General features: G+C 58.4%; 21 protein-coding genes and 8 tRNA genes. 23 read left to right on the top strand and 6 right to left on the bottom strand.

The features are described 5' to 3' along the window. Positions 1-70: 70 nt before the first annotated feature. Positions 71-637, top strand: coding sequence for a 6-pyruvoyl trahydropterin synthase family protein (locus I6E39_RS01980; RefSeq protein ID WP_235379625.1), 567 nt, complete (start codon positions 71-73; stop codon positions 635-637). A gap of 138 nt (positions 638-775) precedes the next feature. After that, positions 776-2,824 carry a rubrerythrin gene (gene rbr / locus I6E39_RS01985; RefSeq protein WP_235379626.1) on the top strand — a complete coding sequence of 683 codons (2,049 nt, stop codon included), beginning with the start codon at positions 776-778 and terminating at the stop codon, positions 2,822-2,824. A gap of 328 nt (positions 2,825-3,152) precedes the next feature. Here the strand turns inward: rbr and I6E39_RS01990 are convergent. Beyond that, positions 3,153-3,237: transfer RNA gene (locus tag I6E39_RS01990), tRNA-Leu, on the bottom strand. 665 nt (positions 3,238-3,902) lie between these two features. Here I6E39_RS01990 and I6E39_RS01995 point away from each other — a divergent pair. The 8 genes from I6E39_RS01995 (at position 3,903) to I6E39_RS02030 (ending at position 11,465) form a co-directional block, all read left to right on the top strand. Continuing rightward, positions 3,903-4,268, top strand: coding sequence for a YkvA family protein (locus I6E39_RS01995; protein ID WP_235379627.1), 366 nt, complete (start codon positions 3,903-3,905; stop codon positions 4,266-4,268). A 230-nt stretch (positions 4,269-4,498) separates the two neighbouring features. Beyond that, positions 4,499-5,872: a DUF512 domain-containing protein gene (locus tag I6E39_RS02000; RefSeq protein WP_268842150.1), complete on the top strand. Its 1,374-nt coding sequence runs from the start codon at positions 4,499-4,501 to the stop codon at positions 5,870-5,872. Positions 5,873-6,028: 156 nt separating this feature from the next. Then, positions 6,029-7,354, top strand: coding sequence for a ribosome biogenesis GTPase Der (der, locus tag I6E39_RS02005; protein WP_268842143.1), 1,326 nt, complete (start codon positions 6,029-6,031; stop codon positions 7,352-7,354). Between the two features lie 3 nt (positions 7,355-7,357). Then, a complete protein-coding gene (locus I6E39_RS02010) occupies positions 7,358-8,038 on the top strand; it encodes a glycerol-3-phosphate acyltransferase (protein ID WP_235379629.1) in 681 nt (226 codons plus the stop codon). A gap of 74 nt (positions 8,039-8,112) precedes the next feature. Next, on the top strand, positions 8,113-9,114 hold the full coding sequence (locus tag I6E39_RS02015; RefSeq protein ID WP_235379630.1) for an NAD(P)H-dependent glycerol-3-phosphate dehydrogenase: 1,002 nt from the start codon (positions 8,113-8,115) through the stop codon (positions 9,112-9,114). Between the two features lie 136 nt (positions 9,115-9,250). Beyond that, complete coding sequence (locus tag I6E39_RS02020; RefSeq protein ID WP_235379631.1) at positions 9,251-9,649, top strand: spore cortex-lytic protein; 399 nt, start codon at positions 9,251-9,253, stop codon at positions 9,647-9,649. An 8-nt stretch (positions 9,650-9,657) separates the two neighbouring features. Beyond that, positions 9,658-10,890: a peptidoglycan-binding domain-containing protein gene (locus I6E39_RS02025; protein WP_235379632.1), complete on the top strand. Its 1,233-nt coding sequence runs from the start codon at positions 9,658-9,660 to the stop codon at positions 10,888-10,890. Next, on the top strand, positions 10,887-11,465 hold the full coding sequence (locus tag I6E39_RS02030; RefSeq protein WP_235379633.1) for a peptidoglycan-binding domain-containing protein: 579 nt from the start codon (positions 10,887-10,889) through the stop codon (positions 11,463-11,465). The genes I6E39_RS02025 and I6E39_RS02030 overlap by 4 nt, the downstream gene beginning before the upstream one ends. Positions 11,466-11,785: 320 nt before the next feature. Here the strand turns inward: I6E39_RS02030 and I6E39_RS02035 are convergent. Beyond that, a tRNA-Gln gene (locus tag I6E39_RS02035) sits at positions 11,786-11,859 on the bottom strand. A 149-nt stretch (positions 11,860-12,008) separates the two neighbouring features. Beyond that, positions 12,009-12,728, bottom strand: coding sequence for an RsiV family protein (locus I6E39_RS02040; protein WP_235379634.1), 720 nt, complete (start codon positions 12,726-12,728; stop codon positions 12,009-12,011). 201 nt (positions 12,729-12,929) lie between these two features. Between I6E39_RS02040 and I6E39_RS02045 the strand changes: the two genes are divergently transcribed. From I6E39_RS02045 to I6E39_RS02060, 4 genes are all read left to right on the top strand, one after another. Next, entirely contained in the window at positions 12,930-13,232 is a 303-nt protein-coding gene (locus tag I6E39_RS02045; RefSeq protein ID WP_235379635.1) for a YerC/YecD family TrpR-related protein, read from the top strand. Continuing rightward, on the top strand, positions 13,229-13,981 hold the full coding sequence (locus I6E39_RS02050; RefSeq protein ID WP_235379636.1) for a class I SAM-dependent DNA methyltransferase: 753 nt from the start codon (positions 13,229-13,231) through the stop codon (positions 13,979-13,981). The genes I6E39_RS02045 and I6E39_RS02050 overlap by 4 nt, the downstream gene beginning before the upstream one ends. A 3-nt stretch (positions 13,982-13,984) precedes the next feature. Next, complete coding sequence (hslO, locus tag I6E39_RS02055; RefSeq protein WP_235379637.1) at positions 13,985-14,863, top strand: Hsp33 family molecular chaperone HslO; 879 nt, start codon at positions 13,985-13,987, stop codon at positions 14,861-14,863. A gap of 134 nt (positions 14,864-14,997) precedes the next feature. After that, complete coding sequence (locus I6E39_RS02060) at positions 14,998-15,348, top strand: cupin domain-containing protein (protein ID WP_235379638.1); 351 nt, start codon at positions 14,998-15,000, stop codon at positions 15,346-15,348. A gap of 53 nt (positions 15,349-15,401) precedes the next feature. On the opposite strand, the gene pfkA is transcribed toward I6E39_RS02060, so the two are convergent. After that, positions 15,402-16,403, bottom strand: coding sequence for a 6-phosphofructokinase (pfkA, locus tag I6E39_RS02065; protein ID WP_235379639.1), 1,002 nt, complete (start codon positions 16,401-16,403; stop codon positions 15,402-15,404). Between the two features lie 260 nt (positions 16,404-16,663). Here pfkA and I6E39_RS02070 point away from each other — a divergent pair. The 8 genes from I6E39_RS02070 to I6E39_RS02105 all read left to right on the top strand — a co-directional run bounded on the left by I6E39_RS02070 (position 16,664) and on the right by I6E39_RS02105 (position 20,029). Next, a tRNA-Val gene (locus I6E39_RS02070) sits at positions 16,664-16,739 on the top strand. A gap of 30 nt (positions 16,740-16,769) precedes the next feature. Next, a tRNA-Asp gene (locus I6E39_RS02075) sits at positions 16,770-16,846 on the top strand. A 5-nt stretch (positions 16,847-16,851) separates the two neighbouring features. Further along, positions 16,852-16,927: transfer RNA gene (locus I6E39_RS02080), tRNA-Phe, on the top strand. 35 nt (positions 16,928-16,962) lie between these two features. Then, positions 16,963-17,038: transfer RNA gene (locus tag I6E39_RS02085), tRNA-Gly, on the top strand. Between the two features lie 31 nt (positions 17,039-17,069). Next, positions 17,070-17,144 (top strand) — tRNA-Cys (locus I6E39_RS02090). Positions 17,145-17,362: 218 nt separating this feature from the next. Then, positions 17,363-17,449 (top strand) — tRNA-Leu (locus I6E39_RS02095). 508 nt (positions 17,450-17,957) lie between these two features. Beyond that, positions 17,958-19,205, top strand: coding sequence for a hypothetical protein (locus I6E39_RS02100; RefSeq protein WP_235379640.1), 1,248 nt, complete (start codon positions 17,958-17,960; stop codon positions 19,203-19,205). 188 nt (positions 19,206-19,393) lie between these two features. Then, entirely contained in the window at positions 19,394-20,029 is a 636-nt protein-coding gene (locus tag I6E39_RS02105; protein WP_235379641.1) for a YyaL domain-containing protein, read from the top strand. A 58-nt stretch (positions 20,030-20,087) separates the two neighbouring features. Here I6E39_RS02105 and I6E39_RS02110 read toward each other — a convergent pair whose 3' ends face one another. Continuing rightward, positions 20,088-21,485: an alanine/glycine:cation symporter family protein gene (locus I6E39_RS02110; protein ID WP_235379642.1), complete on the bottom strand. Its 1,398-nt coding sequence runs from the start codon at positions 21,483-21,485 to the stop codon at positions 20,088-20,090. 127 nt (positions 21,486-21,612) lie between these two features. Further along, a complete protein-coding gene (gene nrdR, locus I6E39_RS02115; RefSeq protein ID WP_235379643.1) occupies positions 21,613-22,068 on the bottom strand; it encodes a transcriptional regulator NrdR in 456 nt (151 codons plus the stop codon). Positions 22,069-22,393: 325 nt separating this feature from the next. Between nrdR and purF the strand changes: the two genes are divergently transcribed. Next, positions 22,394-23,791, top strand: coding sequence for an amidophosphoribosyltransferase (purF, locus tag I6E39_RS02120; protein ID WP_235379644.1), 1,398 nt, complete (start codon positions 22,394-22,396; stop codon positions 23,789-23,791). Positions 23,792-23,846 lie beyond the last annotated feature (55 nt).

Genomic DNA, 23,846 nt, shown 5'->3' on the forward strand with positions numbered 1-23,846 from the left:
ACGCATGGAACGGTGCACATGTGGGCGCGTCAATGCGCCCACAAATAATAAAACAGGAGGAGTATTGATTATGAGAAGCATTACGACATTGAATCTGCAGTATGCACACAGATTTTACGGCTTCAAGGGCGAGGCCCAGTATCTCCACGGCCACACCGGCGTCCTGACCATTGAGGTGGAGGATTCCATCGAGCCCGGCGTGAACATGGTCTTTCCCTGCAACGAGATCCAGAAGACCGCCTGGGAGGTTCTGAAGAACTTTGACCATGCCCTCATTCTGAGAGAGGACGACCCGCTCCTGCCCGCCATCCTTGACGTTTACGAAAAGCAGGGGATCAAGGACGGCACGCCGGCCAACAAGATGAAGGGCCCCGCATTCAAGACGGAGCTTGCCACCGCCTATCCCGAGTGCCGTTTGGTGGTGACCAAGGAGACCATGACGGTGGAAGGCATGATCAAGATCGTGTACGACCTGCTGAAGGACAAGCTGAACATCGCCAAGCTCACCTTTACCAGCGGCGTCAACGCGGCCTCCGCGGAATTTGAGACCAAGAACAACATCGACCGCTGCCCGCTGTGCGGCATCGCCTTGAATGAAAAGGGCGTCTGCCCGAAGTGCGGGTATAAGAAAGGCTGATTGAGGGAATTGCCTGCGGAAGCGCCAGGGCAAACGTCCTGGCGCTTCCCTTTGTCGGAATGGATCATCGAAAATGGAACAGGTCAGCAGCCTGTGAAACCGTTGATCCGGATATGATTTGATTGGGAGGAGATCATCATGGCACAGCATTTGCCATTGTCAGTTCGTGTCCCCATTGAGGAGGACAACCCCAGCATTTGCCGGAACGAAGCTCTGTGCATCAAGTGCGGCATGTGCAAGGAGGTCTGCACACAGCAGATCGGCATACATGGTACATACACCCTGGAGGAGACCGGCGGAAAGGCCATCTGCATCCACTGCGGCCAGTGCGCCAATGTCTGCCCGCCCACCAGCATCACCGAGGTCTACGAATATCCGGCAGTCCGCTCCGCCGTGAAGGATCCGGACAAGGTGGTCATCGTCAGCACCTCTCCCTCCGTCCGCGCGGCGCTGGGCGAGGAATTCGGAATGCCCAAGGGTTCCTTTGTCCAAGGGAAAATGGTGGCCCTGCTGCGGGCCCTGGGCGCCGACTATGTGCTGGATACCAACTTTGCCGCCGACCTGACCATCGTGGAGGAGGCCAGCGAGCTGATCCAGCGCATCACCACCGGGGACAAGCCTCTGCCTCAGTTCACCAGCTGCTGCCCCGCCTGGGTCAAGTTCGCGGAGACCTATTACCCGGAGCTGCTGCCCAACATCTCCAGCGCCAAGAGCCCCATCGGGATGCAGGGCCCCACCATCAAGACCTACTTCGCCAAGAAGATGGGCATTGACCCGGAGAAGATCGTCAATGTGGCCCTGACCCCCTGCACGGCCAAGAAGTTCGAAATTCGACGCTCCGAGATGAATGCGTCGGGCAAAGAGCTGGGCATCCCCACCATGCGGGACATGGACCAGGTCATCACCACCCGGGAGCTGGCCATGTGGGCCAAGGAGGAGGGCGTTGACTTCGCCTCCCTGCCTGACAGCGACTATGACCGCCTGATGGGCGAGGCCTCCGGCGCGGGCGTCATCTTCGGCAATACCGGCGGCGTCATGGAGGCCGCCCTGCGGACGGCTTACGCCTTTATCACCGGCCAGCAGCCCCCCGAGGCCCTGCTGGACCTGCAGCCCGTCCGGGGCTACGACGGCATCCGGGAGGCCAGTCTGGACATCAATGGCATCACGGTGAACGTGGCTGTCGTCTACGGCACTGCCAACGCCCGGAAGATGATCGATCGGGTGAAATCCGGTGAGAAGCAGTACCACTTCATTGAGGTCATGACTTGCCCCGGTGGCTGCATTGGCGGAGGCGGACAACCCCGGGATATTCTGGCGGATGCCGACGAGATCCGCAAGGCCCGGATCGGCAGCCTGTACCAGCGGGACGCGGCCATGCAACAGCGCCTGAGCCATGAGAACCAGGAAATCAAGCAAATTTATGAGGAATTCTACGGCCAGCCTTTGAGCGAGCTTGCAGAAAAAATGCTGCACACGGCCTATCTGGACCGGAGCGGCGACTTAAAGCAAGGAGGAGCAAAACAAATGGTAAAGTGGAAATGCAAGGTATGCGGTTACATCTACGAGGGTGAGGAGCTGCCCGTGGACTTCGAATGCCCCATCTGCAAGCAGCCCGCGTCCGCCTTTGAGAAGGTGGAGGAGACCCCAGCGGCTGGAACCTCTCCCTACGCCGGCACCAAGACGGAAAAGAACCTGGAGGAGGCCTTCGCCGGTGAGAGCCAGGCCCGGAATAAGTATACCTTCTTCGCGCTGGTGGCCCAGCGGGAGGGTTATGAGGAACTGGCGGAGCTGTTTTTAAAGACCGCCCGCAATGAGCAGGAGCATGCCCGCGTCTGGTATCAGGAGTTGGGCCACATCGGCACCACCGCCGAGAATCTGCTGGCTGCCGCCGAGGGTGAGAACTACGAGTGGACCGACATGTATGACCGTATGGCCCGGGAGGCGGACGAGGAAGGCTTCCACGACCTGGCGGACCGGTTCCGCATGGTGGGCGCCATTGAGAAGCGACACGAGGAGCGCTACCGCAAGCTGCTCAACGACGTGCAGATGAAGCAGGTCTTTGAGAAGAGCGGCCAAGCCATGTGGGAGTGCCGGGTCTGCGGTCATATTGTGGTGGGCGCCAAGGCCCCCGAGGTCTGCCCCGTGTGCAAGTACAGCCAGGCGTATTTTGAGGTGCATAAGATCTGAGCCTCCGCGGCCCAGGCTGACGCCGGGGTATTCTGAGACGTCCACTAGTGATTGAAACAGAAGAAAATCTGCGTATAACTTTTGTTATACGCAGATTTTTCTGTTTGAAGGGAACGAATACGGTCCGGGCACAGGCTTTCGCTATGCAGTCCGCGACGACGTGGAAAGCGTGAACACTTTCGAGGCATTAACTTTCAGGTTCGCACTAAAAACCGAATCGAAGCCCAGCGCAGCGGGTTCGATTCGGAAAGGAGGAGCGACGTAGTGAATGAGCGATGACTTTTTAGAATAAAAAGTCGTCGCGAACGATACGAAGTCCGCGACGACGTGGTACGGGTAGTGGGACTCGAACCCACACGCCTCTCGGCAGAGGAACCTAAATCCTCCGAGTCTACCAATTCCACCATACCCGCGTATATGAACGACAGAGCTTATCTGTCGCTTTTTATTTACTAAAAACCTTCACTGAGGTGACAGCACCTAAATCTCGCATGTCTGCCAATTCCGCCATACCTGCCTATCTGAACTGCTGGCAGAAATCCCGGTAGTAATTTTATTAGCAGGAAATGATTTTTTTCGTTTGTTCGTATCCGCCAAACCAAACAGGTGACCTGCGTTCAAGTGAATCTGCGTCCATCGCGCCCACCTGTCAAGAGAATCAAATGTTATGATACACAAAACGGTGTAAAAAGTCAATGGTACGGGAAAAGAGCCTTACCGTGAAAAAATGGAACGGAGCCGGAAGCGATTCCCGGATATAGCCGTCCGGTTCCCCTTTTGCGGAAGAAGCCCATTTCCGGCATGCTCTGTAAAAAGCCCAAAAAGCACACAAATGTTTGGTGGGGCAAACATCCGATCAAGCGGGATTTACCAATACCAACCGGTGCTTGAATTGCCAAGACAGTACCGCTTTGCCCCTTGCCGGGCGTCCTCTGATATGAAGAGAGGATATACCGTCCCTTTTGCCTCTTGGACTGCTGGGAAAATCCACGGCGATTTCACAAACCAGCTTTGTTGCGGATCGTTTTTCGACGTGGTATGATGAACTCGACAAGTCGGTATTTGTGGAGATAAGAAAATGAGCTTAAAAGAACGGGCAAAAAAGTTAAAAATGGAGATTCCAACGGTATTTTTGGCATTAAAAGATCAAGATACACCAATACTTGCAAAAAGATTTGCAAGTATAACAGTAGTATATGCACTTTCGCCTATTGATTTGGTTCCAGGCTTTATTCCTGTTTTAGGATATTTAGATGATATTATTCTATTACCGATGTTGGTAGCATTGACGAAAAAGTTTATCCCTAGGGATATCATGGAAAGAAACAGACGGGAAGCAGAGGGATTGTGGGAAAGTGGAAAACCTAAAAAGTGGTATTATGCTATTCCGATTGTATTGTTTTGGATTGTTATCATTGTGTTGATAATCAAAATAGTTTTATAAGAAAAGTGAATCGAATTCCAGTTTATCGGGCAGTCCTGTTTTAGGACTGCCCTTGTTGTACAGGGGGAAATTATGTAAAAAGATGAGTAAAATTGGAAAATAAGCTCAGATCAGCCCGAAAGGTAACAGGGAGAATATGCCCTTTTGCTTGCAATATGGCAAATCCTATTGTAAAATGAAAAGAACGTTCTTCTGCGCATCAACAGACAAGGCGGTGAACATCTGTGAGTATGACGGTCATCCGGTCAGTGGACCCCCGCAGTCCGGCCCATCGGGCGGGAGTGCGGGTGGGGGAGACCTTGACCCACATCAACGGCCACCAGATCGTGGATGTGCTGGACTATAAATTTTACAGCTACGACCCCCGGCTGGAGCTGACGCTGAAAGCGACCGACGGCTCCGTCCGTACCCTCCGGGTCCGCAAATCCGAGGGGGAGGATCTGGGACTGGAGTTCGAGACCTATCTGATGGACCGGGCCCGCTCCTGCGCCAACAACTGCATCTTCTGCTTTGTGGACCAGATGCCTCCGGGGATGCGGAAGAGCCTGTATTTCAAGGACGACGACGCCCGGCTCTCCTTCCTCATGGGCAACTATTTGACCCTGACCAATTTGTCCCAGCGGGAGGTCCAGCGGATCATCGACCTTCGTATCTCGCCCATCAACGTGTCTGTCCACACCACCGACCCGGTGCTGCGGTGCGAGATGCTGAAAAACAAGCGGGCGGGGGAGTCCATTGAAACCATGCGCCGCTTCGCCCAAAACCACATTACCATGAACTGCCAGATCGTCTCCTGTCCCGGCATCAACGACGGCCCTGCGCTGGACAGGACGCTGAAGGAGCTGGCTGAGATGTATCCGGCGGTAAACAGTATCTCGGTGGTGCCGGTGGGCGTGACCCGTTTCCGGGAGGGCCTGTATCCCCTGACTCCCTACGACCGGGAGGGAGCCGCCCGGGTACTGGACCAGGTGGAGGCCTTCGCCGCCCGGCATCTGGAAGAGAAGGGGACCCGCCTGGTGTGGTGCTCCGACGAGTTTTACCTCCTGGCTGGCCGGGACCTGCCCCCGGAGGACTACTTTGAGGAATTCACCCAGTTGGATAACGGCGTGGGGATGCTGCGCCTGCTGACTGAGGAGTTCCGCCGGGCGTTGGACCTGATGGAACCGGAGGAGATGGCGGGGGCAGCGCCCTTCTCCATCGCCACCGGCGTGTCTGCCGGCCCATTTTTAACCCGATTGGTTGACATGGCCCGGGAAAAATGTGATACAATAAAAGGCACGGTGTACCCCATCGTCAACCGCTTTTTCGGAGAGACCATCACCGTGGCCGGATTGGTCACCGGCGGCGATCTCATCGACCAGCTCCGGGGGAAGCAGCTGGGGGAGCGGCTGCTCATCCCCGCCAATATGCTCCGCTCCGGGGAGCGGGTCTTTCTGGACGACGTGTCACTGGACGATGTGGAGCGGGAGCTGGGCGTCCCGGTGATCCCGGTGGCCCAGGACGGCTATGAGCTGCTGGACGCCGTCTGCGGTATCCAGACCGGACCCGCTGCGTTTGGCGGGCAGACCCTGCCGGAGGATGAGTGGTACCGGTATAATCGGTAAAGGCAGGGTGCGGCATCGGCCGGACAGGAACCGCTGCCCCATACGCTGAAAAAATTAGTTTTCCAATATTTTATATTTCTGCACGTTGCATTGTGTGTTTTACCCCCATTGTGCCTCGTGTATGAAGTGCGAGAGAATCAGGAGTGAGAAAGGATTATGAAGCCTTTAGTCGCCATCGTGGGCCGTCCCAACGTGGGAAAGTCCATGCTGTTCAATAAGCTCTGCGGCCAGCGGCTGTCCATCGTGGAGGATACCCCCGGCGTCACCCGGGACCGGCTGTACGCCCAGTGCGAGTGGAGAAACCGGGTGTTCGACATTGTGGACACCGGCGGTATCGAGCCGGGCACCGACGACCAGATCCTGTCCTTCATGCGGGAGCAGGCGGAGATCGCCATCTCCACCGCCACCGTCATCGTCTTTGTCTGCGACATCAAGACGGGCATGACCGCCGCCGACCAGGAGGTGGCCAATATGCTCCTGCGCTCCCGGAAGCCGGTGGTGCTGGCGGTGAACAAGGCCGACCAGACCGGCCGGGAGAACCCGGATGTGTATGAGTTCTATAACCTGGGCCTGGGGGACCCCATCTCCGTCTCCGCCCTCCATGGCCATGGCACCGGCGACCTGCTGGACGCCTGCTTTGCCTACTTCCCCCCCGAGGAGGAGGAAGAAGAGGACGACGACGTGATCAAGGTGGCCGTCATCGGCAAGCCCAACGTGGGTAAGTCCTCCCTGGTCAACCGGATTCTGGGGGAGGAGCGGGTCATCGTCTCCAACGTGGCGGGCACCACGCGGGACGCGGTGGACAGCTTTTTTGAGAATGAGAAGGGCAAGTACCTGTTCATCGACACCGCCGGTATGCGGAAAAAGTCCAAGGTGGACGACCGCATCGAGAAGTTCTCCGTCCTCCGGGCCACCATGGCTATCGAGCGGGCGGACGTGTGCCTCATCATGATCAACGCCGAGGACGGGGTCACCGAGCAGGACACCAAGGTGGCCGGCTTGGCCCATGAGGCGGGCAAAGCCTGCATCATCGTGGTCAACAAGTGGGATGCCATCGAAAAGGATGGCAAGACCATGGACAAGATGCGCCAGGACGTGATGCGGGACCTGTCCTATATGACCTACGCCCCCATCGTGTTCATCTCCGCCCTGACGGGCCAGCGGGTGGACCGGCTCTTTGACCTGATCAACTATGTGAACAACCAGGCCGCCACCCGCATCTCCACCGGGATGCTGAACACCGTGCTGGCAGACGCCACCGCCCGGGTCCAGCCCCCTACGGACAAGGGCCGCCGCCTGAAGATCTACTATATGACCCAGACGGGTATTCGCCCGCCCCACTTCGTATGCTTCTGCAACGACGCACGGCTGTTCCATTTCTCCTACCAGCGGTATCTGGAAAACCAAATTCGCAGTACCTTCGGCCTGGAGGGCACCCCCGTCCGCATGACCATCCGGCAGAAGGGCGATAAGGAGGGGTAAGGGATGCAATGGTTCTACGCCCTTGATGTCAACGGGGCACTGTGGCTCCATGGGCTGCTCATTGCGGTCATCGCCTACTTCTGTGGCTGCTTTAACGGAGCAGTCATCGTTTCCAAGTATATTTTGCGAGACGACGTGCGCAACCACGGCAGCGGAAATGCGGGATTGACAAACTTTTACCGTACTTTCGGCGGCCCTCTGACTCTGGTGGTCATCCTCACTGATGTGCTGAAAGCGGTATTGGCTGTTCTGCTGGCGCGGATGATGGTATGCAATTCCTTTGACGGATGGCCTTGGGAGTATCTCCCCATGGTGGATATTTTGGCCAAATACTGGGCGGGACTCTGGTGCCTGCTGGGCCACATGTTCCCCTGCATGTTCCACTTCAAGGGGGGCAAGGGCATCCTGTCCGGCGGCGCCATCGCCATCATGATCGACTGGCGCATCGCCCTGGTGGTGTGGGGCGGCTTCCTGGTTTTGGCCGTCCTCACCCGGTATGTGTCCCTGGGCTCCTGCTGGGCCGCCGCCTCTTTCCCCTTCGCCACATGGATCATCTACCAGAACGCGGTCCTGACCGTCCTTGGATTTGTCATCGGCGGCCTGATCCTGTACATGCACCGGGGCAATATCAAACGCCTGCTTACCGGGACAGAGAGCAAATTTACCCTGCATAAAAAGAAGTGATACGGTATAGTTTCGTGGGGGCGGCCTGCGGCCACCCCTGATTTTATCACAAGCGACAAGGAGAATCGGAACCCATGAAAATCACGGTAGTAGGCAGCGGAGGCTGGGGCACGGCCCTGGCTTTGCTGCTGTTGGAAAATGGAAACGATGTGGCCCTGTGGTCCCACACCCAGGAAAAGACCGATATTCTGCGGGCAACTGGAGAAAACCCCATGCTCAGCGGGGTCGCCCTGCCGAAGGAAATGAGGTTTACCAGTGACCTGGCCGACGTGGCAGACAGCGGGGCTGTGCTGATGGCCACCCCCTCTTACGCTGTCCGGGAGACAGCGCGGAGGATGAAGGAGTTTATCAGGCCCGGGACCATCATCGTCTCTGCCTCCAAGGGCATCGAGAAGGACAGCTCCCTCCGCCTCAGCCAGGTCATCGAGGAGGAGACCGGGGGCAAGTGCCCTGTGGTGGTGCTGTCCGGCCCCTCCCACGCCGAGGAGGTGGGCCGCCGCATCCCCACCGGCGTGGTGGCCGCCGCTGACGATCTGACCATCGCCCAGCAGGTCCAGGACCTGTTCATGAACCAGCGCTTCCGGGTGTACACCAGCGACGACAAAGTGGGTACCGAGATCTGCGCCGCCCTGAAAAATGTCATTGCCCTGTGCGCCGGCTGCTGCGACGGCATGGGCTGCGGCGACAACACCAAGGCGCTGCTCATGACCCGGGGTATGGCGGAGATGGCCCGGCTGGGTGTGGCTCTGGGGGGACGGAAGGAGACCTTCACAGGTCTGGCCGGCATGGGGGACCTGATCGTCACCTGCTGCTCCATGCATTCCCGGAACCGCCGCTGCGGTATCCTCATCGGCCAGGGCAAGCCCATTCCGGAGGCCCTGGAGGAGATCGGCGCCGTGGTGGAGGGCTACTATGCCGCCGCCAACGCCCGTACGCTGGCTCAGAGGGCCGGTGTGGAGATGCCCATCGCCCAGGCCGCCTATGAGGTGCTCTACCAGGGCCGGGATGTCCGTGGCGTGGTGGACGACCTGATGAGCCGCGCCAAGCGCTCCGAGCTGGAGGAGAGCTGGAGCTGATCCAATCCCATAGATTGCCACAAGCCGCCTGCCCTTTGGCAGGCGGCTTTGTGCTGCCCGGGCACCGGAGGCGGGCACAAGACATAGAATGGGGAAACAAGGCGGGCCCAAGCCCGCGGAACAGGAGGTATCAGCTATGTCAGGGATAGGAACGCTAAGAGTCCGGGTCTATACCTCAAACGCGCAGATCCCGGTAGAGGGGGCCACAGTGGTGGTGATGGGACGGGAAAAAAACGGAAAGCAGAGCTTGATCTCGGTCCAGATCACTGACCGCAGCGGGCTGACCCAGCCCATTCGGATCACTACCCCGGGCGCCGGGGAGAGCACCCAACCGGACGGAGTGAATGGGGGCGTGCCCTTTTCCACATGCAGCGTATGGGTGGAGCACCCGGGCTTTGCCATGCTCCAGATGGATGGTGTCCAGATCTTCCCCCAGGTGGAGACGATGCAGGATGTGGAGTTGATCCCCCTGGGGGAGGGAGAGAGCAGCCTTCAGCAGCGGGGAGTTCGGACGACCACCGCCCAGAATCTGTGAGGTGGGCCATGCCGAATATTTTTCCCTATATTCCTCAGAACATCACGGTACATCTGGGCCCTCCGGACCAGTGGGCGGAGAACATCACCGTCTCCTTTCCGGAGTATGTTAAGAATGTGGCCTCCAGCGAGATCTATCCCACCTGGGAACCGGCCGCCATCCGGGCCAATATCCTGGCCATCATTTCCTTCGCCCTGAACCGGGTCTATACGGAGTTTTACCCCAGCCGGGGCTATGATTTTCAGATCACCTCCACCACCGCCTACGATCAAAAGTTCATTCGGGGCCGGAGCGTCTTCGAAAATATCAGCCAGATGGTGGATGAGATCTTCAACAATTATATCCGCCGGCAAGGTTATGTGGAGCCTCTGGCCGCAAAGTTCTGCAACGGCACCACCACCACCTGCGACGGACTGTCCCAGTGGGGGAGCCAGCGTCTGGCGGAGCAGGGCTACAACTCCATGGAGATCCTTCGGAACTATTACGGGGACGACATCGAGTTGGTGGTGGATGCCCCCATCCAGGACATCACCGCCTCCTATCCCGGTACGCCCCTGCGGATCGGGGCGGTGGGGGACGACGTACTCCGGATCCAGGCCATGTTGAACCGCATCTCCCAAAACTATCCGGCCATTCCCAAGATCTCTCCCGTCACCGGCACCTTTGGAGAGGCTACCGAAGCCGCGGTGAAGGAGTTCCAGCGTATTTTCGGCCTGACAGCAGACGGCGTGGTGGGCAAAGGCACCTGGTATCAGATGGTCTACCTCTATGTGGGCGTACAGCGGCTGTCGGAGCTGGTAAGCCAGGGACAGACCTTCTATGGCTTCCAGTTCCAGTACCCCGGTGTGGTCCGGGAGGGGGACGCGGGAAACGAGGTCCGGATCCTCCAGTATATGCTGGCCCTGCTGGCCGAATTTGACAACTCCCTGCTGCCCCTTGCCGTGGACGGGGTCTTTGGGCCCCAGACCGCACAGGCAGTACGGCAGTATCAGAGCCTGGTGGGTCTGACTCCGGACGGCGTGGCGGGGGAGGCTACCTGGAACTCGCTGTACAGTCACGCTTCCCAGGCCTATTTTGCGCTGAGCCGGGACACGGTGCGGGCTCAGGCGTTCCGGGAGGGATTGGCCGCAGCCTCTACCGGACAGGGAGGCCGGTTTTCGGATACCCCGCGGCTGGGACAGTTCCCGGGCAGCAGCGTGAGTCTGGGCCAGAGCGACCACCAGAAAGGGGTGATGGTATGAATGATGTGAGACGGGAGATCCTGGAGCGGGAGCTGCTGGCCCAGCCGGTACGGGGCCTTCAATATATGCTGCGGCGGCTGTCGGAGGTTTATGAGTTTTTGCCCCAACTGGCCACGGACGGTATTTTCGGGGAGCGAACGCTGGAGGCGGTGATGCTCTTCCAGCGGGAATTCCATCCCCCGGTGACCGGGGTGGTGGACCGGGGGACGTGGAACGCAATCTGGGCCATGTGGAACCGGTTGGAGCGGCAGATCTCCGCTGCCAGGACCCTGAGGGCCTTCCCCTCGGAAGGAGCCCGGGTGGAGCCGGGAGATGAGGAGGAGTATCTGATCCTGCCCCAAACCATGTTCCAGGTCCTGGCCCGCCACCTGAACGGCATAACCGAGGGAGTGGCTCGAGGCATACACGACCAGATCTCAGCGGATAATGTCCGTTGGCTCCAGCACGTCGCGGGGCTGGAAGAGACCGGGAGCCTGGACCGGGAGACCTGGGACCTGCTGGCCCGGCTGTACGAAATATTTGTGGTCCGTGAGCTGGAACAGAGCCGGCAGCGTTTTATCGGAGGCTGGGGATAAAGACGGAACAAGTTTGGAGGACCGAAAAACCGCCGTCCGGGAACTGGAGGCGGTGTGGTAATGGGAGGGCGCATAAAAAGAATCATATGATTCACTGACAGGAAAATATAAAAAGTCCGGCAACTGTTGAATAATCAACGGTTGCCGGACTTTTTGACGTGCGTAATCGCAACACTATGGATACAGCCAGTCGACGGGCACATTAAAACCAAAACACAACCCAGCGCAGCGGTTGTGATTTGGAAAGGAGGAGCAGCAGAATGAGCGCACTCGGATTTTTGAAAAAAAGCGGAGCAAGCGATATCACGCTTGCTCCGCTTTGGCAGCGGGAGAAGGATTCGAACCCTCACAAACAGAGTCAGAGTCTGTCGTGCTACCCTTACACAATCCCGCTATTTGTACCTGCTGTCGCAAGCACAAGTGATATTATAGCAAACAATTTCAAATTGTCAAGGGGAAATTTCACTTTTTTCTTGCTGATTAAAAAATTGCCAGACTCCATAAAATACCGCTGCTTTTTGCCTTTAAGATAAGTCTGTTTCGCTAAATCTCTGCCGGTCGGGGTGCCGCGTCTGTTGTTTTTTCAGGCGGCTGTGGTCGGTTGTTCCGTGGTATGACAAAAATGGGAGTGCCTTCTGCGGCGGGGGCGATGGTGCACTGGGGGAAGGCTGCCTCCACCCCTGCTTCGGTCAGGCAGAGGCCGTGGGTTGGCAGCGCCCGCTTCACACGGACCTTCCAGTCAGGGTCCAGAACCAGGTCCCCCGCTGCCTGACGGGCGCCGCCCTGCGCGCGGATCTGGTTCAGAACATAACGCCGCCAACCTCTTTTTTGAGCGAACAGTTCGCCCGGCGGGCAGGGCGCACCGTCCTTCACCTTCCAAACATCTCCCCAGCGCACCCGGCTGGCCTTGCCGTCGCCGCGAATTTCCTCCCCTTCCAGACGCAGGCTGAGAAGATCGTCCTGCCACAGAGCCACCTCGCCTGCCAGCCGGCAGGACCAGGGGGTGAAAGGCCGGGAGGCAGCCCGCTGTCCGGCCAGCGACAAACAGGCCCGCCAGTACATCTCCCGCCGCCACCGCAGACGCCAGCTTTTCGCCAGCCGGGCATAGTACCGGCTGATCCAGCACCCGCCCGGCCCGGCGCCGGTGACTTCGGGCCAGGACAGGCTGTACTTCAGGACGGGCTCACCCTCCAGTGTCAGGGTACTGGCCTCCTGATGCCAGATCACTTCGGGGGCGTAATGGGAACGTTCGAATTTTTTCATAGCCGGCACCTCACAGTCTCGTCTTTCTCCATTCTATGAGGGAGGCGGAAGGGAGGTCCCGGGAGGGAAAACAGAAAATTGTGCTGAAACTTTCATAAAGTGAAAAAAATGTGGTTTTCCTGTTTACTTTCATATTTTAGTGTGTTAAAATTCAAGAAGAAAGGTGTCCCGGTCAGCCGGAGGAAAGGAAGGAGCGTTCTCATGTCGAAATTTTTAGACAAGCCATCCAGCGGTACGCTTTATAAAGCCATTGCGGCTCTGCAGAACGAGGAGGAGTGCCGCAGATTCCTGGAGGACCTGTGTACGGTGTCTGAGCTGAAGGCGATGGAACAGCGGATGGATGTGGCCATGCTGCTGGACGACGGGCTGATCTACAGCGAGATCCTGGAGCGCACCGGCGCCTCCAGCGCTACCATCAGCCGGGTCAACCGCTGTCTTCATTATGGCGCCGACGGCTACCGCACCATTATCCCCCGTTTGAAGGAGAAGGATCAGAAAGAATGAGCAGCTACGAGTTTTTGGCGGGCTGCTATGACAGGTTTACCTATGATGTGGACTATGCCGCCTGGGCCGATTATATTGAGCAGCACTTTCGAAAACGGGGTCTGCCCGGAAAGACGGTGCTGGATTTGGCCTGCGGAACAGGATCTCTGACCCGGGAGCTGGCCCTGCGGGGCTATGAGATGATCGGAGTGGACCTCTCAGCCGAGATGCTGGCGGAGGCGGCGGAGAAGAACAGAAACGTGGGGGAGATATCCCCCATGTTTCTGTGTCAGCCCATGGAGAAGCTGGACCTGTACGGCACCATCGACGCCTGTGTCTGCTGTCTGGACAGTGTGAACTATGTCACCTCCCCCAAAAAGCTGCAGAAGGCCTTCGAGCGGGTCCACCTGTTTCTCATGCCCGGAGGGCTGTTCCTCTTTGACGTGAACACTCCGGAGAAACTGGAGGGGCTGGACGGTCAGGTATTCCTGGACGAGACGGAGGATGCCTACTGCGTGTGGCGGGCGGAGTATTCCCGGCGCAGCCGGATCTGTTCCTACTTCATGGACATCTTCCAGCTGGACCGGGAGACGGGCCAGTGGGACCGGGGGGAGGAACTCCACCGGGAGCGGGCCTACACCATTCCGGAGCTGACGGGCTTTCTGGAGCAGGCAGGCTTCCGGGATATCAAAGTGTTTGGCAATTTAAAGCTGCGCCGCCCCAAACCGGGGGAGGAGCGGGTCTTTTTTGTTGCAAGAAAGGAAAACTAAACCATGCGCGATGAAATCGTAAGAGCGATCACCGGCGACGGCTATGTAAAGGCCGTCGCCATTACCGGCCGGGACCTGATCGAGCGGGCCCGGAACATCCACACCCTGCTGCCTATGGCCACCGCGGCCCTGGGACGGGCTCTGCTGGGGGCCTCCATGATGGGCGACATGCTCAAGGAGCAGGAGGGTTCCCTGACCCTCCAGATCAAGGGAGGCGGGCCGCTGGGCACCATCCTGGCCGTCTCTGACTGCCAGGGCAACGTCAGGGGCTACGTTCAAAACCCTCATGTGGACCTGATCGAGAAGCACCAGGGCAAGCTGGACGTGGGGGCCGCCGTGGGCGAGACCGGCACCCTCACCGTCATCAAGGATATCGGATTGAAGGAACCCTATGTGGGGTCCATCGGCCTGTTCTCCGGAGAGATCGCCGATGATCTGGCCATGTACTTCGTGGAGAGCGAACAGATCCCCACCGCCTGCGCCCTGGGAGTGCTGGTGGGCACAGACCAGTCGGTCACCTCTGCGGGAGGCTATCTCATCCAGCTGCTCCCCGGCGCCAGCGAGGAGATCATCGAGAAGATCGAGGCCGGCGTCCGCCGGGTGGGCTCGGTAAGCGCCGCCCTGGAGGGGGGACTGGACGGAGAGGGTCTGCTCCGGGCCGTCCTGTCCGACTTTGAGCTGGAGATCCTGGAGAAGCATCCGGTGGAGTACCGCTGCTACTGTTCCCGGGAGCGGGTGTCCCGGGCCCTCATCAGCATGGGCCGTGAGGAGCTGTCCTCCCTCATCGAAGAGCAGGGCCAGGCGGAGTTGACCTGTCAGTTCTGCGACAAGGTGTATCACTACTCCAAGGAGGAGCTGGAGGAACTGCTGGCCAACATGTGAGCGCAGCCGAAACGACTATTTGATCGGAAAAAACTTAAATTGTGTTGTGCTGCCAACATACTTTCGCCTCCGGTCCTTTATACTAAGAGGATACAGGCCGTTTGACGGCCTGAACGGTAGACGAGGTGGAGGACATGGAATCTTTGCAGTATATGAAAAACATCCCCGGCGAACAGGTGCTGGACCTGGCGGGGCTGGTGGAGGCCGGACCTGGACAGGTAGTCAGCCGTACCTTGGCCCAGAACCCGGCGGTGAGCGTCACCCTCTTCGCCTTTGACAAAGGGGAGGAGATCAGCACCCACGCCTCGGTTGGCGACGCCATGGTGACGGTGTTAAAGGGTACCGGAAAGTTTACTGTGGACGGTGTGGAACACATCGCCCGGCAAGGGGAGGCTCTGGTCATGCCCGCGGGCAAGCCTCACGCAGTCTACGCCCAGGAGGCGTTTAAGATGCTCCTGGTGGTGGTGTTCCCAACCGCTCCCTGATCCTGGCATACAAAAAGCCCGGAAGGCATTGCCTTCCGGGCTTTTATCATCTTTTAGTTGCCGCTGTTGGTCAGGGCCTCCAGCACGTCGTATCGGTCCATCTCGAAGCTCTTGGTCATGGCCAGGGCCTCCTCCATGTCCAGATCCACAATACGGCCGTCCAGGGAGGAAACGATGCGGTTGCCCTTGTCCTGGAGCAGCACCTGGACCGCCTCATAGCCCATGCGGCTGGCGGTCTCCCGGTCCCGTGCGGTGGGGGAGCCGCCCCGCTGGATGTGCCCCAGTACGGTGACCCGGGGGTCGATGCCCACCTCTTCCTGAATGCGCTTGGCGATCTCAAAAGCGCTCCCGGCGCCCTCCGCCACCACCACCATGTAGTGGGTGCTGCCGGCCAGACGGGCCCGGCGGATATTCTCTACCACATCCTGCTCAAAGTCCACGGGGCGCTCCGGGATTAGAACGGCGGTTGCGCCCACAGAGATGCCAACATAGAGGGCCAGATAGCCGGCGTGGCGGCCCATGACCTCCACCACAGAGCAGCGCTCATGGGACTGCATGGTGTCGCGCAGCTTGTCGATGCACTCAATCGCGGTGTTGCAGGCGGTGTCAAAGCCAATGGTGTAATGAGAGCAGCCGATGTCGTTGTCGATGGTGGCGGGGATGCCCACCACGGTCAGCTTCTGGCCAGACTCGGCCACCTGACGGGACAGGGCCAGCGCGCCGCGGAAGGTGCCGTCGCCGCCGATGGCAACGATGGCGTCCAGGCCGAGGAGCTTGCAGGTGGCGATGGCCTTTTCACGGCCCTCCGGCTGCATAAATTCCTTGCTTCGCGCGGTATAGAGCAGGGTGCCGCCCTTGTTGATGATATGGCTGACGCTGGAGCTGTCCAGCCGGACAAAGTCGCTGTTGATGAGGCCGCTCCAGCCTCGGCGGATGCCAATGCATTCGATTCCCCTGCTGGTAGCGGTACGCACCACGGCGCGAACCGCGGCATTCATGCCGGGAGCGTCGCCGCCGCTGGTCAATACGCCGATCCGTTTTACCTGTGCGCTCATATCCTGGGCCCTCCTTAGAATCACTCGTGAGATTGGCGGAGACCGCCGCTTCTGGTTTTGTTCACGCAACGAAGTCATTATGTCATTATTAAAATGGAATGTCAAGAAGCCTGATAGACCTTATAAAAAGACGGTTTATTTTGACTAGAGTATGCTTTTTTAAAGAGAAAAATTTTTGCAAAAAAATTGGATTTCCCTGTTGACAAGTGGGCCAGGGTTTAGTATAATGAGCAAGCCGTCGCGAGAGCGGGGCAACACCGGGGAGCATAGCTCAGCTGGTAGAGCACATGCCTTACAAGCATGGGGTCACAGGTTCGAGCCCTGTTGTTCCCACCATTTTGACCCAAACTTCCCCGCGGACTACCTGGCTCGGTAGTTCAGTTGGTTAGAACGCCGGCCTGTCACGCCGGAGGTCGAGGGTTCAAGTCCCTTCCGAGTCGCCATTTTTGCCTCTGTAGCTCAGTTGGTAGAGCAGGGGACTGAAAATCCCCGTGTCGTTGGTTCGATTCCGACCGGAGGCACCATCTTCTCCGTAGAAGTTTCTGCGGAGAAGACATATGCGAGTGTAGCTCATCTGGTAGAGCGCCACCTTGCCAAGGTGGAGGTAGCGAGTTCGAGCCTCGTCACTCGCTCCAAATTTTTTGGAGCACTCTGCGGCTCCATTATGGTGCCATAGCCAAGTGGTAAGGCAGAGCTCTGCAAAAGCTCCACTCCCCAGTTCAAATCTGGGTGGCACCTCCAGAAATCGGTACTTTTCGAAAGAAAAGTACCGATTTTTTTGTTGATTTTCTTCACGAATCACCATGTCGAATCATATTTGATGGAAAATAGCTCCCTAACGGATTTCCGGCAAACCCTCTGGCTTTCATGAATTCCGGAATGGACCGAAAAGGCGCGAAGAAAGTGACGTCAGACTCTTGCCAAGCGCGTTTTTTTCGGGTATAATACTTACCGCACCTGCCGGTGTGATGGAATTGGTAGACGTAGTGGACTCAAAATCCACCGCTGGCGACAGCGTACCGGTTCGAGTCCGGTCACCGGCACCAAAACAAAGAACACCATCTTTTGGATGGTGTTCTTTGTTTTATAAGGATGTGGATTCGAACCAAATTAAATGCAACGCTCCGGTGGCGCGTTGCTTGCCGACGGCTGGACGGCGGCAACACAACTATTTCTCATTTCCTTAGTGGAAATGAGAAATGCAAATCGAATCCACCATCCCCCACACGGCACAAAGTGCCATAATTGGGGAAATGGATTGCCACGTCATTACGCTCCTCGCAATGACTTGGAGCATGGGAGAATACAAATCGAATCTACCATCCCCACGGCAAGCAACGCTTGGCCGGTGGGAGATTGCCACAGCCAGTTTGCGAACCGGCTTCGCAATGACGCATAAAGGTCGGCAGATGTCCTGTCTGCCATCCACTTCTGTAGGGACCGGCCTCCCGGACGGTCCGTATGGTAGATACTACAATTTAAAATAATCTTGTGAACAGACGCAGAGCATGCTATAATGTTAATATCAAAGCCTATTAGGAAGGGGAATGAAACATGGGCTTATTTGGCAGAAGAAAGCAAAGAAAACTGGAAGAACAGCGCAGGTACGAACTGGACGAGGACGGTTCCCGGGCAAGCAGAGCCGGCTTTGATGCGCAAAAAAAAGGCAATTATGCTGAAGCGTTCCAAAAGTTCAGTGAAGCGGCGGCGAAAGGACATAAAGATGCCATTTTCGGCATTGCGGAATGCTATGAGTATGGCCGTGGCACTGCCAGGGATCTGGAAAAGGCCAGGGAATACTATGAAAAGAGCCTGAACGGAGTACAGACTTGGGATCTTCTTTCCCGTGTAGCATTGTACCGGATTTTGAGTGAGGAATCTTACTCCGGCTATAACTATAATAAAGCCTATGAGTATCTTAAGGAAGTTGTGCGCTTTGAAGAGAGGAAGAAAGAATATTGGTATAATGGCCACTATCATCTGGCGATTCATTGCGCAAGACGGCATAATTCTGAAGAAACGATCAAAGAAGCGTTGTCCTTTGCATTCAATAAGGATACCGTTTGCAGTATGAAGCCGGAGCTTGTCAAGCGGGATATAAGGCGATATAACCTCCCTGTGACGATAGCTATGGCCGACCATATGACAGCCAGAGGCGATACCGAGGCGGTCCACTGGCTGGCAGACCATTATGTTTCCAAGGGCGGATATCAAGAGTTAAAGAAGTTTGATGTAAACGAAGGCTTTGTGAAAAGTCCTTACGGCCAGTACTGTCTGGCGAAAGCCTATCAGGATACCCTTGCTACTAAGAGATATCTGCTTGATGGAGAAATCGAAAGCGACGGCAGCGCCTTTTGGGCCCATTATACGGCGCTGCGTAACTGGGATCTGCTCCAGGCTTATGAGATCAAGGAGAAATATGCCAAAGAGTATAAGCGCATCATGAAAGAGGGCTGGAAAGCCGAGCGGGAGGACATGGCTGTTTACGATAAGGTGTTTGACAGGGATTACTATATCAGGGCAACAGTCAATAGCGGCTGCACAAACTGCGGAAAATGTCTGCGTTCCGATTTCTTTACCGAGGTAAATGGTAAGGCCTGTATCGAAAATGGTAGACATATCAAGGCCACTATAGCGGATGGATCGGGTAATGCCAAAGTTGCCTATATTTACGGTGGAGATGGTGTGTATGCATTAAATGCCTACATAAAGACCAATGGCATAGATGATAAATACGAGCTATTATATTATGCCCGGGAGTGCCCGGCCAAGTGTATCCAGTATGAATTCTACAAAGACTAAAAAAGCGGCGTGCTGAAATTCAGTACACCGTTATTTCATTGCGTGTAGGGGCCGCCGCCCCCGGCGGCCCGAAGAGAATGCAGTGCAATAGATCTCGTAGGGGCGGTTATCAACCGCCCGTAAGGTACGCATGACGACAGAACCCGCAAGCGGACCGTCCGGGAGGCCGGTCCCTACGGGAGAACCTGTTGGAAGGCGATGTGCTGTTTGCCAGCTTCCGGGCCGGGAAGCGGGGGGCGCGGGGCTTTCTGGACGATCACGCGGGCTATCTTTGCGCCCAGCTGGCCCTGTACGGGGCGACCCTGGATAAGGAATATCTGGAGCGGGCCGAGCGTCTGTGTGAAGCCGTGCTGGCCTCATTCCGGGCCCCATCCGGCGGCTTCTATTTCTATGGGGCGTCGAGTGAGGACCTGATCCTGCGCCCAAAGGAAACTTACGATGGCGCGACCCCCAGCGGGAATTCCCTGATGGCGTGGGCTCTGGTGCGCCTGGCCCAGCTGACCGGCCGTGAACGCTATGAGCGGGAGGCCGTTGGCCAACTGGAGTTTCTCGCGGCGGAGGCGGAGCGGTTCCCTCCGGGGTATGCCGTGTTCCTGCTGGCCCTGCTGGACCATGACGATCCGCCGCCCAAAGTGACCGCGGTATTGAAAACGCCGGAGGACAAGGAAGCGCTACCCCTCACCGTCCCATTGGATACCATTGTGGTCCTTTTGCCGGAGCCGACCAAAGAATTCCCGCTGAAAAATGGAGCAAACACATTTTATGTGTGCCGGAACCACAGCTGCCTGCCCCCTGCCAATGATTTGAACGGCTTGGAATCATAACCATTTTGCTTTTCAACGCCGCCGCTGGCGTCCTGTCGTCCGCGGCGGCAGTCCTTTTTCAAAGCAAACGCCGCCTCTCCCCATTTTGCCGTCCGGGGCGGCGTGGAGCGGGGCGCTGCTCGGCCTTCCAGCAGGAGAGCGTCCGGAGACTCTGGGGGGCCAGAAGCAGCAGCGCCGCCAGATTGGGGAGGGCCATCAGGGCGTTGCACAGGTCCACCAACTGCCACACGCCGGCAGGCTCCCACAGGGCCCCAGCCAGCGTGCAGGCCAGAAATACCCCACGGTAGGCGGGGAGAAAGCGGTCGTCTCCCGTGAGGTAGTGCAGGCTCTGCTGGCCGTAGTAACTCCACCCCAGGATAGAGGAGAAGGCGAACAGAAGCAGGGAAAGGGCCACGATGCCCTCTCCCGCCGGGCCCAGCACGGAGCCAAAGGCGGCGGCGGTGAGGGGGGCTCCGGTGAGACCGGAGGGGTCCTGGGGTTGCCATACGCCGCTGACCAGGATGACCAGGGCGGTCATGGTGCACACCACCAGTGTGGATAGAAAGACCTCGAAGATGCCCCACATCCCCTGTCTGGCTGGGTGATCCGTCCGGGCAGCGCCGTGAGCCATAGCTGAGGTGCCCAGACCGGCCTCGTTGGTGAATACCCCCCGGGCCACGCCGTAGCGCAGGGCCGAGGCCACGGTCCAGCCCACCCCGCCCCCCAGAGGGGCGGCGGGGGAGAGGGCGCAGGAAAAGATGGCGCGGAGGGCGCCGGGCAGGGCGGAGGCCCGGCAGAGGAGTACCGCCGTCCCGCTCCCCAGGTAGAGCAGAGCCATGGCGGGGACCAGCGCGGAGGCCACGCCGGCGATCCGGCCAATGCCGCCCACCATGACCAGTCCGGCCAGCAGGGCGGTGACAAGGCCGGTCAGAAGCCGGTCTACGCCGAAGGCAGCCTCCAGGGAGAGGGCGATGGAGGAGGATTGGACCAAATCACCCCCCGCCAGGGTAGCCGGGAGACAGGCCAGAGCGAACCATCCGGCCAGAAAGGGGGAGCCAGCCCCGTCCCGAAGGTAGAACATGGGACCGCCCTGAAGCCCGCCGCCGGGGGCGGGACGCTGATATTGGACGGCAAGAAGCTTTTCTCCGCATCCGGTCATCATTCCCAGAAAGGCGGAGACCCACATCCAGAAAATGGCGCCGGGACCGCCCAGGGTCAGAGCGACGGCCACTCCCGCGATGGAGCCGGTGCCCATGGTGGAGGCCAGAGCGGTGGCCAGAGCCTGGAGTGGGGAGAGGCCGTCTCCGGCGTCCCTTCGGCGGCGAAGCAGGGAAACCAGCGTGGAGCGCAGCCAAAGCTTGGCCTCAAAGAGCTGAAAGAAGCCGGAGCCCGCGGAGTAGACCAGCCCCGTGAAGAGAAACAGCCCCAGCAGCCAGGGGTTCCAGAGCGCGTCGGCCGTTTTGGCCAGGATCGTCATGGCGCATCACCTCCCTCAAGAGGTATGCGGCGGCGGGGCCGAACAGTCCAAGAGGGAGCGGGTAAGGTCGCTGTGTGGTCCCAAAGAACGCAAAAACCGCCGCCGGAAGGCTCCGGCGGCGGGATTGTTATTTGTCCTCCAACAGCTTGTTCAGCTCGTGCATGAAGGTGTTGATGTCTTTGAATTGGCGGTATACCGAAGCGAAGCGGACATAGGCTACCTCATCGGTCTTTTTCAGCCGCTCCATGACCAGCTCGCCGATCTCGGCGGAGCTGACTTCCCGTTCCATCTGGTTCTGGAGGACCTGCTCGATCTCGCTGACCATGTTCTCCAGCGTGCTGTACGACACCGGGCGCTTCTCGCAGGCGCGGATCAGACCGGCCAGCACCTTGTTCCGGTCAAAGCTCTGGCGGCTTCCGTCTTTTTTGATCACCATGAGGGGCAGGCTCTCCATGGTCTCATAAGTGGTGAAACGCTTGTGGCAGGCCAAGCACTCCCGGCGGCGGCGGATGCTGGCGCCCTCCTCGGCGGGACGGGAATCGACGACCTTGCTTTCAGGATGAGAACAGAAGGGGCACTTCATGGCAGATACCTCCCAAAGTCTTCAAAATAATGTAGTTATTGTAGCATATTTTTTCATCGTTGTGTAGCTTTTTTTCACCCGGCGCGGAAAAAAGCTTTGCTGTTCGAAACGGGGCGGAGCGCATGGAACCGGGGGCGGCGGGGGAGAGAAGAAATTGTGAAGATTTCACCAGAAACGTCCCTGAGCGGAGCCGGATATGGGGGGTTTTACCTGGAGATTTTGGTTGAAAAAGAAAAATATTTTATAGTATAATAGTACACACGGACAACGGCGCCTGGAGACGGGCGCCGTTGCGCTTTTTTATGCACAGGAAGGGGAGAGCGTCATGGAAGAATGGATGGAGCTGGAGGAACCGGATCGGGGACTCCATGAGGAATGCGGGATATTTGGCGTGTGCGATCCGGCGGGAAACTGCGCCCAGACCACCTATTACGGGCTGTATGCCCTCCAGCACCGGGGACAGGAGGCCTGCGGCATCGCCGCCATCAACGACCGGGAGCAGTCCTTTTATAAGGACGTAGGGCTGGTCAGCGAGGTCTTTGACAAGGAGACCCTCCAGCGGCTCAACGGGACCATGGCGGTGGGCCATGTGCGCTATGCCACCACCGGAGCGGGGGAACGGGAAAACGCCCAGCCGCTGACCATCAAGTACGCCAAAGGGACGCTGGCGGTGGTCCATAACGGGAATCTGGTGGATGTTGACGCCCTGCGGCAGGATTTTGAGTATAAAGGGGCCATTTTCCACACCACCAGCGACTCTGAACTCATCGCCTATGCCATTGCCCAGGCCCGTCTCCACTGCGGCAGTGTGGAGCAGGCGGTTTGCCGCGCCACCTCTGGGCTGCGGGGGGCCTTCTCCCTGCTGGTCATGTCTCCCCAGAAGATGATCGCCTGCCGGGACCCCTGGGGGTTCCGCCCCCTCTGCATGGGCCGAAAGGGGGAGGCCATCCTCTTCACCTCCGAGTCCTGCGCCATTGAGGCGGTGGGCGGCCGGGTGGAGCGGGAGCTGGAACCCGGCGAGGTGGTGGTGGTCCAGGACGGGCAGATCCGGTCCATCCGGGACAACTGCCGGGGACTGTCCCACATGTGCATCTTCGAATACATCTATTTTGCCCGTCCCGACTCGGTCATCGCCGGCCAGTCGGTTCACCGGGCCCGGGTGAACGCCGGGCGGCTGCTGGCACGGCAGCACCCGGTGGAGGCTGATCTGGTGGTGGGCGTGCCCGATTCCGGATTGGACGCCGCCCGGGGCTATGCCCTGGAGAGCGGCATTCCCAACGGCATGGGCTTTGTGAAAAACCGCTATGTGGGCCGGACCTTCATCACCCCGGACCAGCAGAGCCGGGAGCAGGCGGTGCGGATCAAGCTCTCCGCCCTGGCCAGCGAGGTGGCGGGCAAGCGTGTGGTCATGGTGGACGACTCCATCGTCCGGGGTACCACCTGCCGGCAGATCATCAATCTGCTCCGGGAGGCCGGAGCCACCCAGGTCCACATGCGGGTGTCCTCTCCCCCCTTCATCTCCCCCTGCTACTTCGGCACGGACATCCCGAATAAGGAGAAGCTGATCGCCTGCCACAATACCGTGGAGGAGATCCGGCAGCTGGCCGGTGCGGACAGCCTGGACTATCTGACGCTGGAGAATCTCCATAAGCTGGCCCCGGATGCCCGGTGCGGTTTCTGCGAGGGCTGCTTTACCGGGAAGTACCCTATCGACATGGACTGACACTGACTATCCACTCCGGCGCTGTTTTGCACGGGAGGGGATGAGGGGAGATGTG

Source organism: Pseudoflavonifractor phocaeensis (genome assembly GCF_021531375.1).
In the GTDB taxonomy this organism is placed as follows: Bacteria; Bacillota; Clostridia; order Oscillospirales; family Oscillospiraceae; genus Lawsonibacter; species Lawsonibacter phocaeensis_B.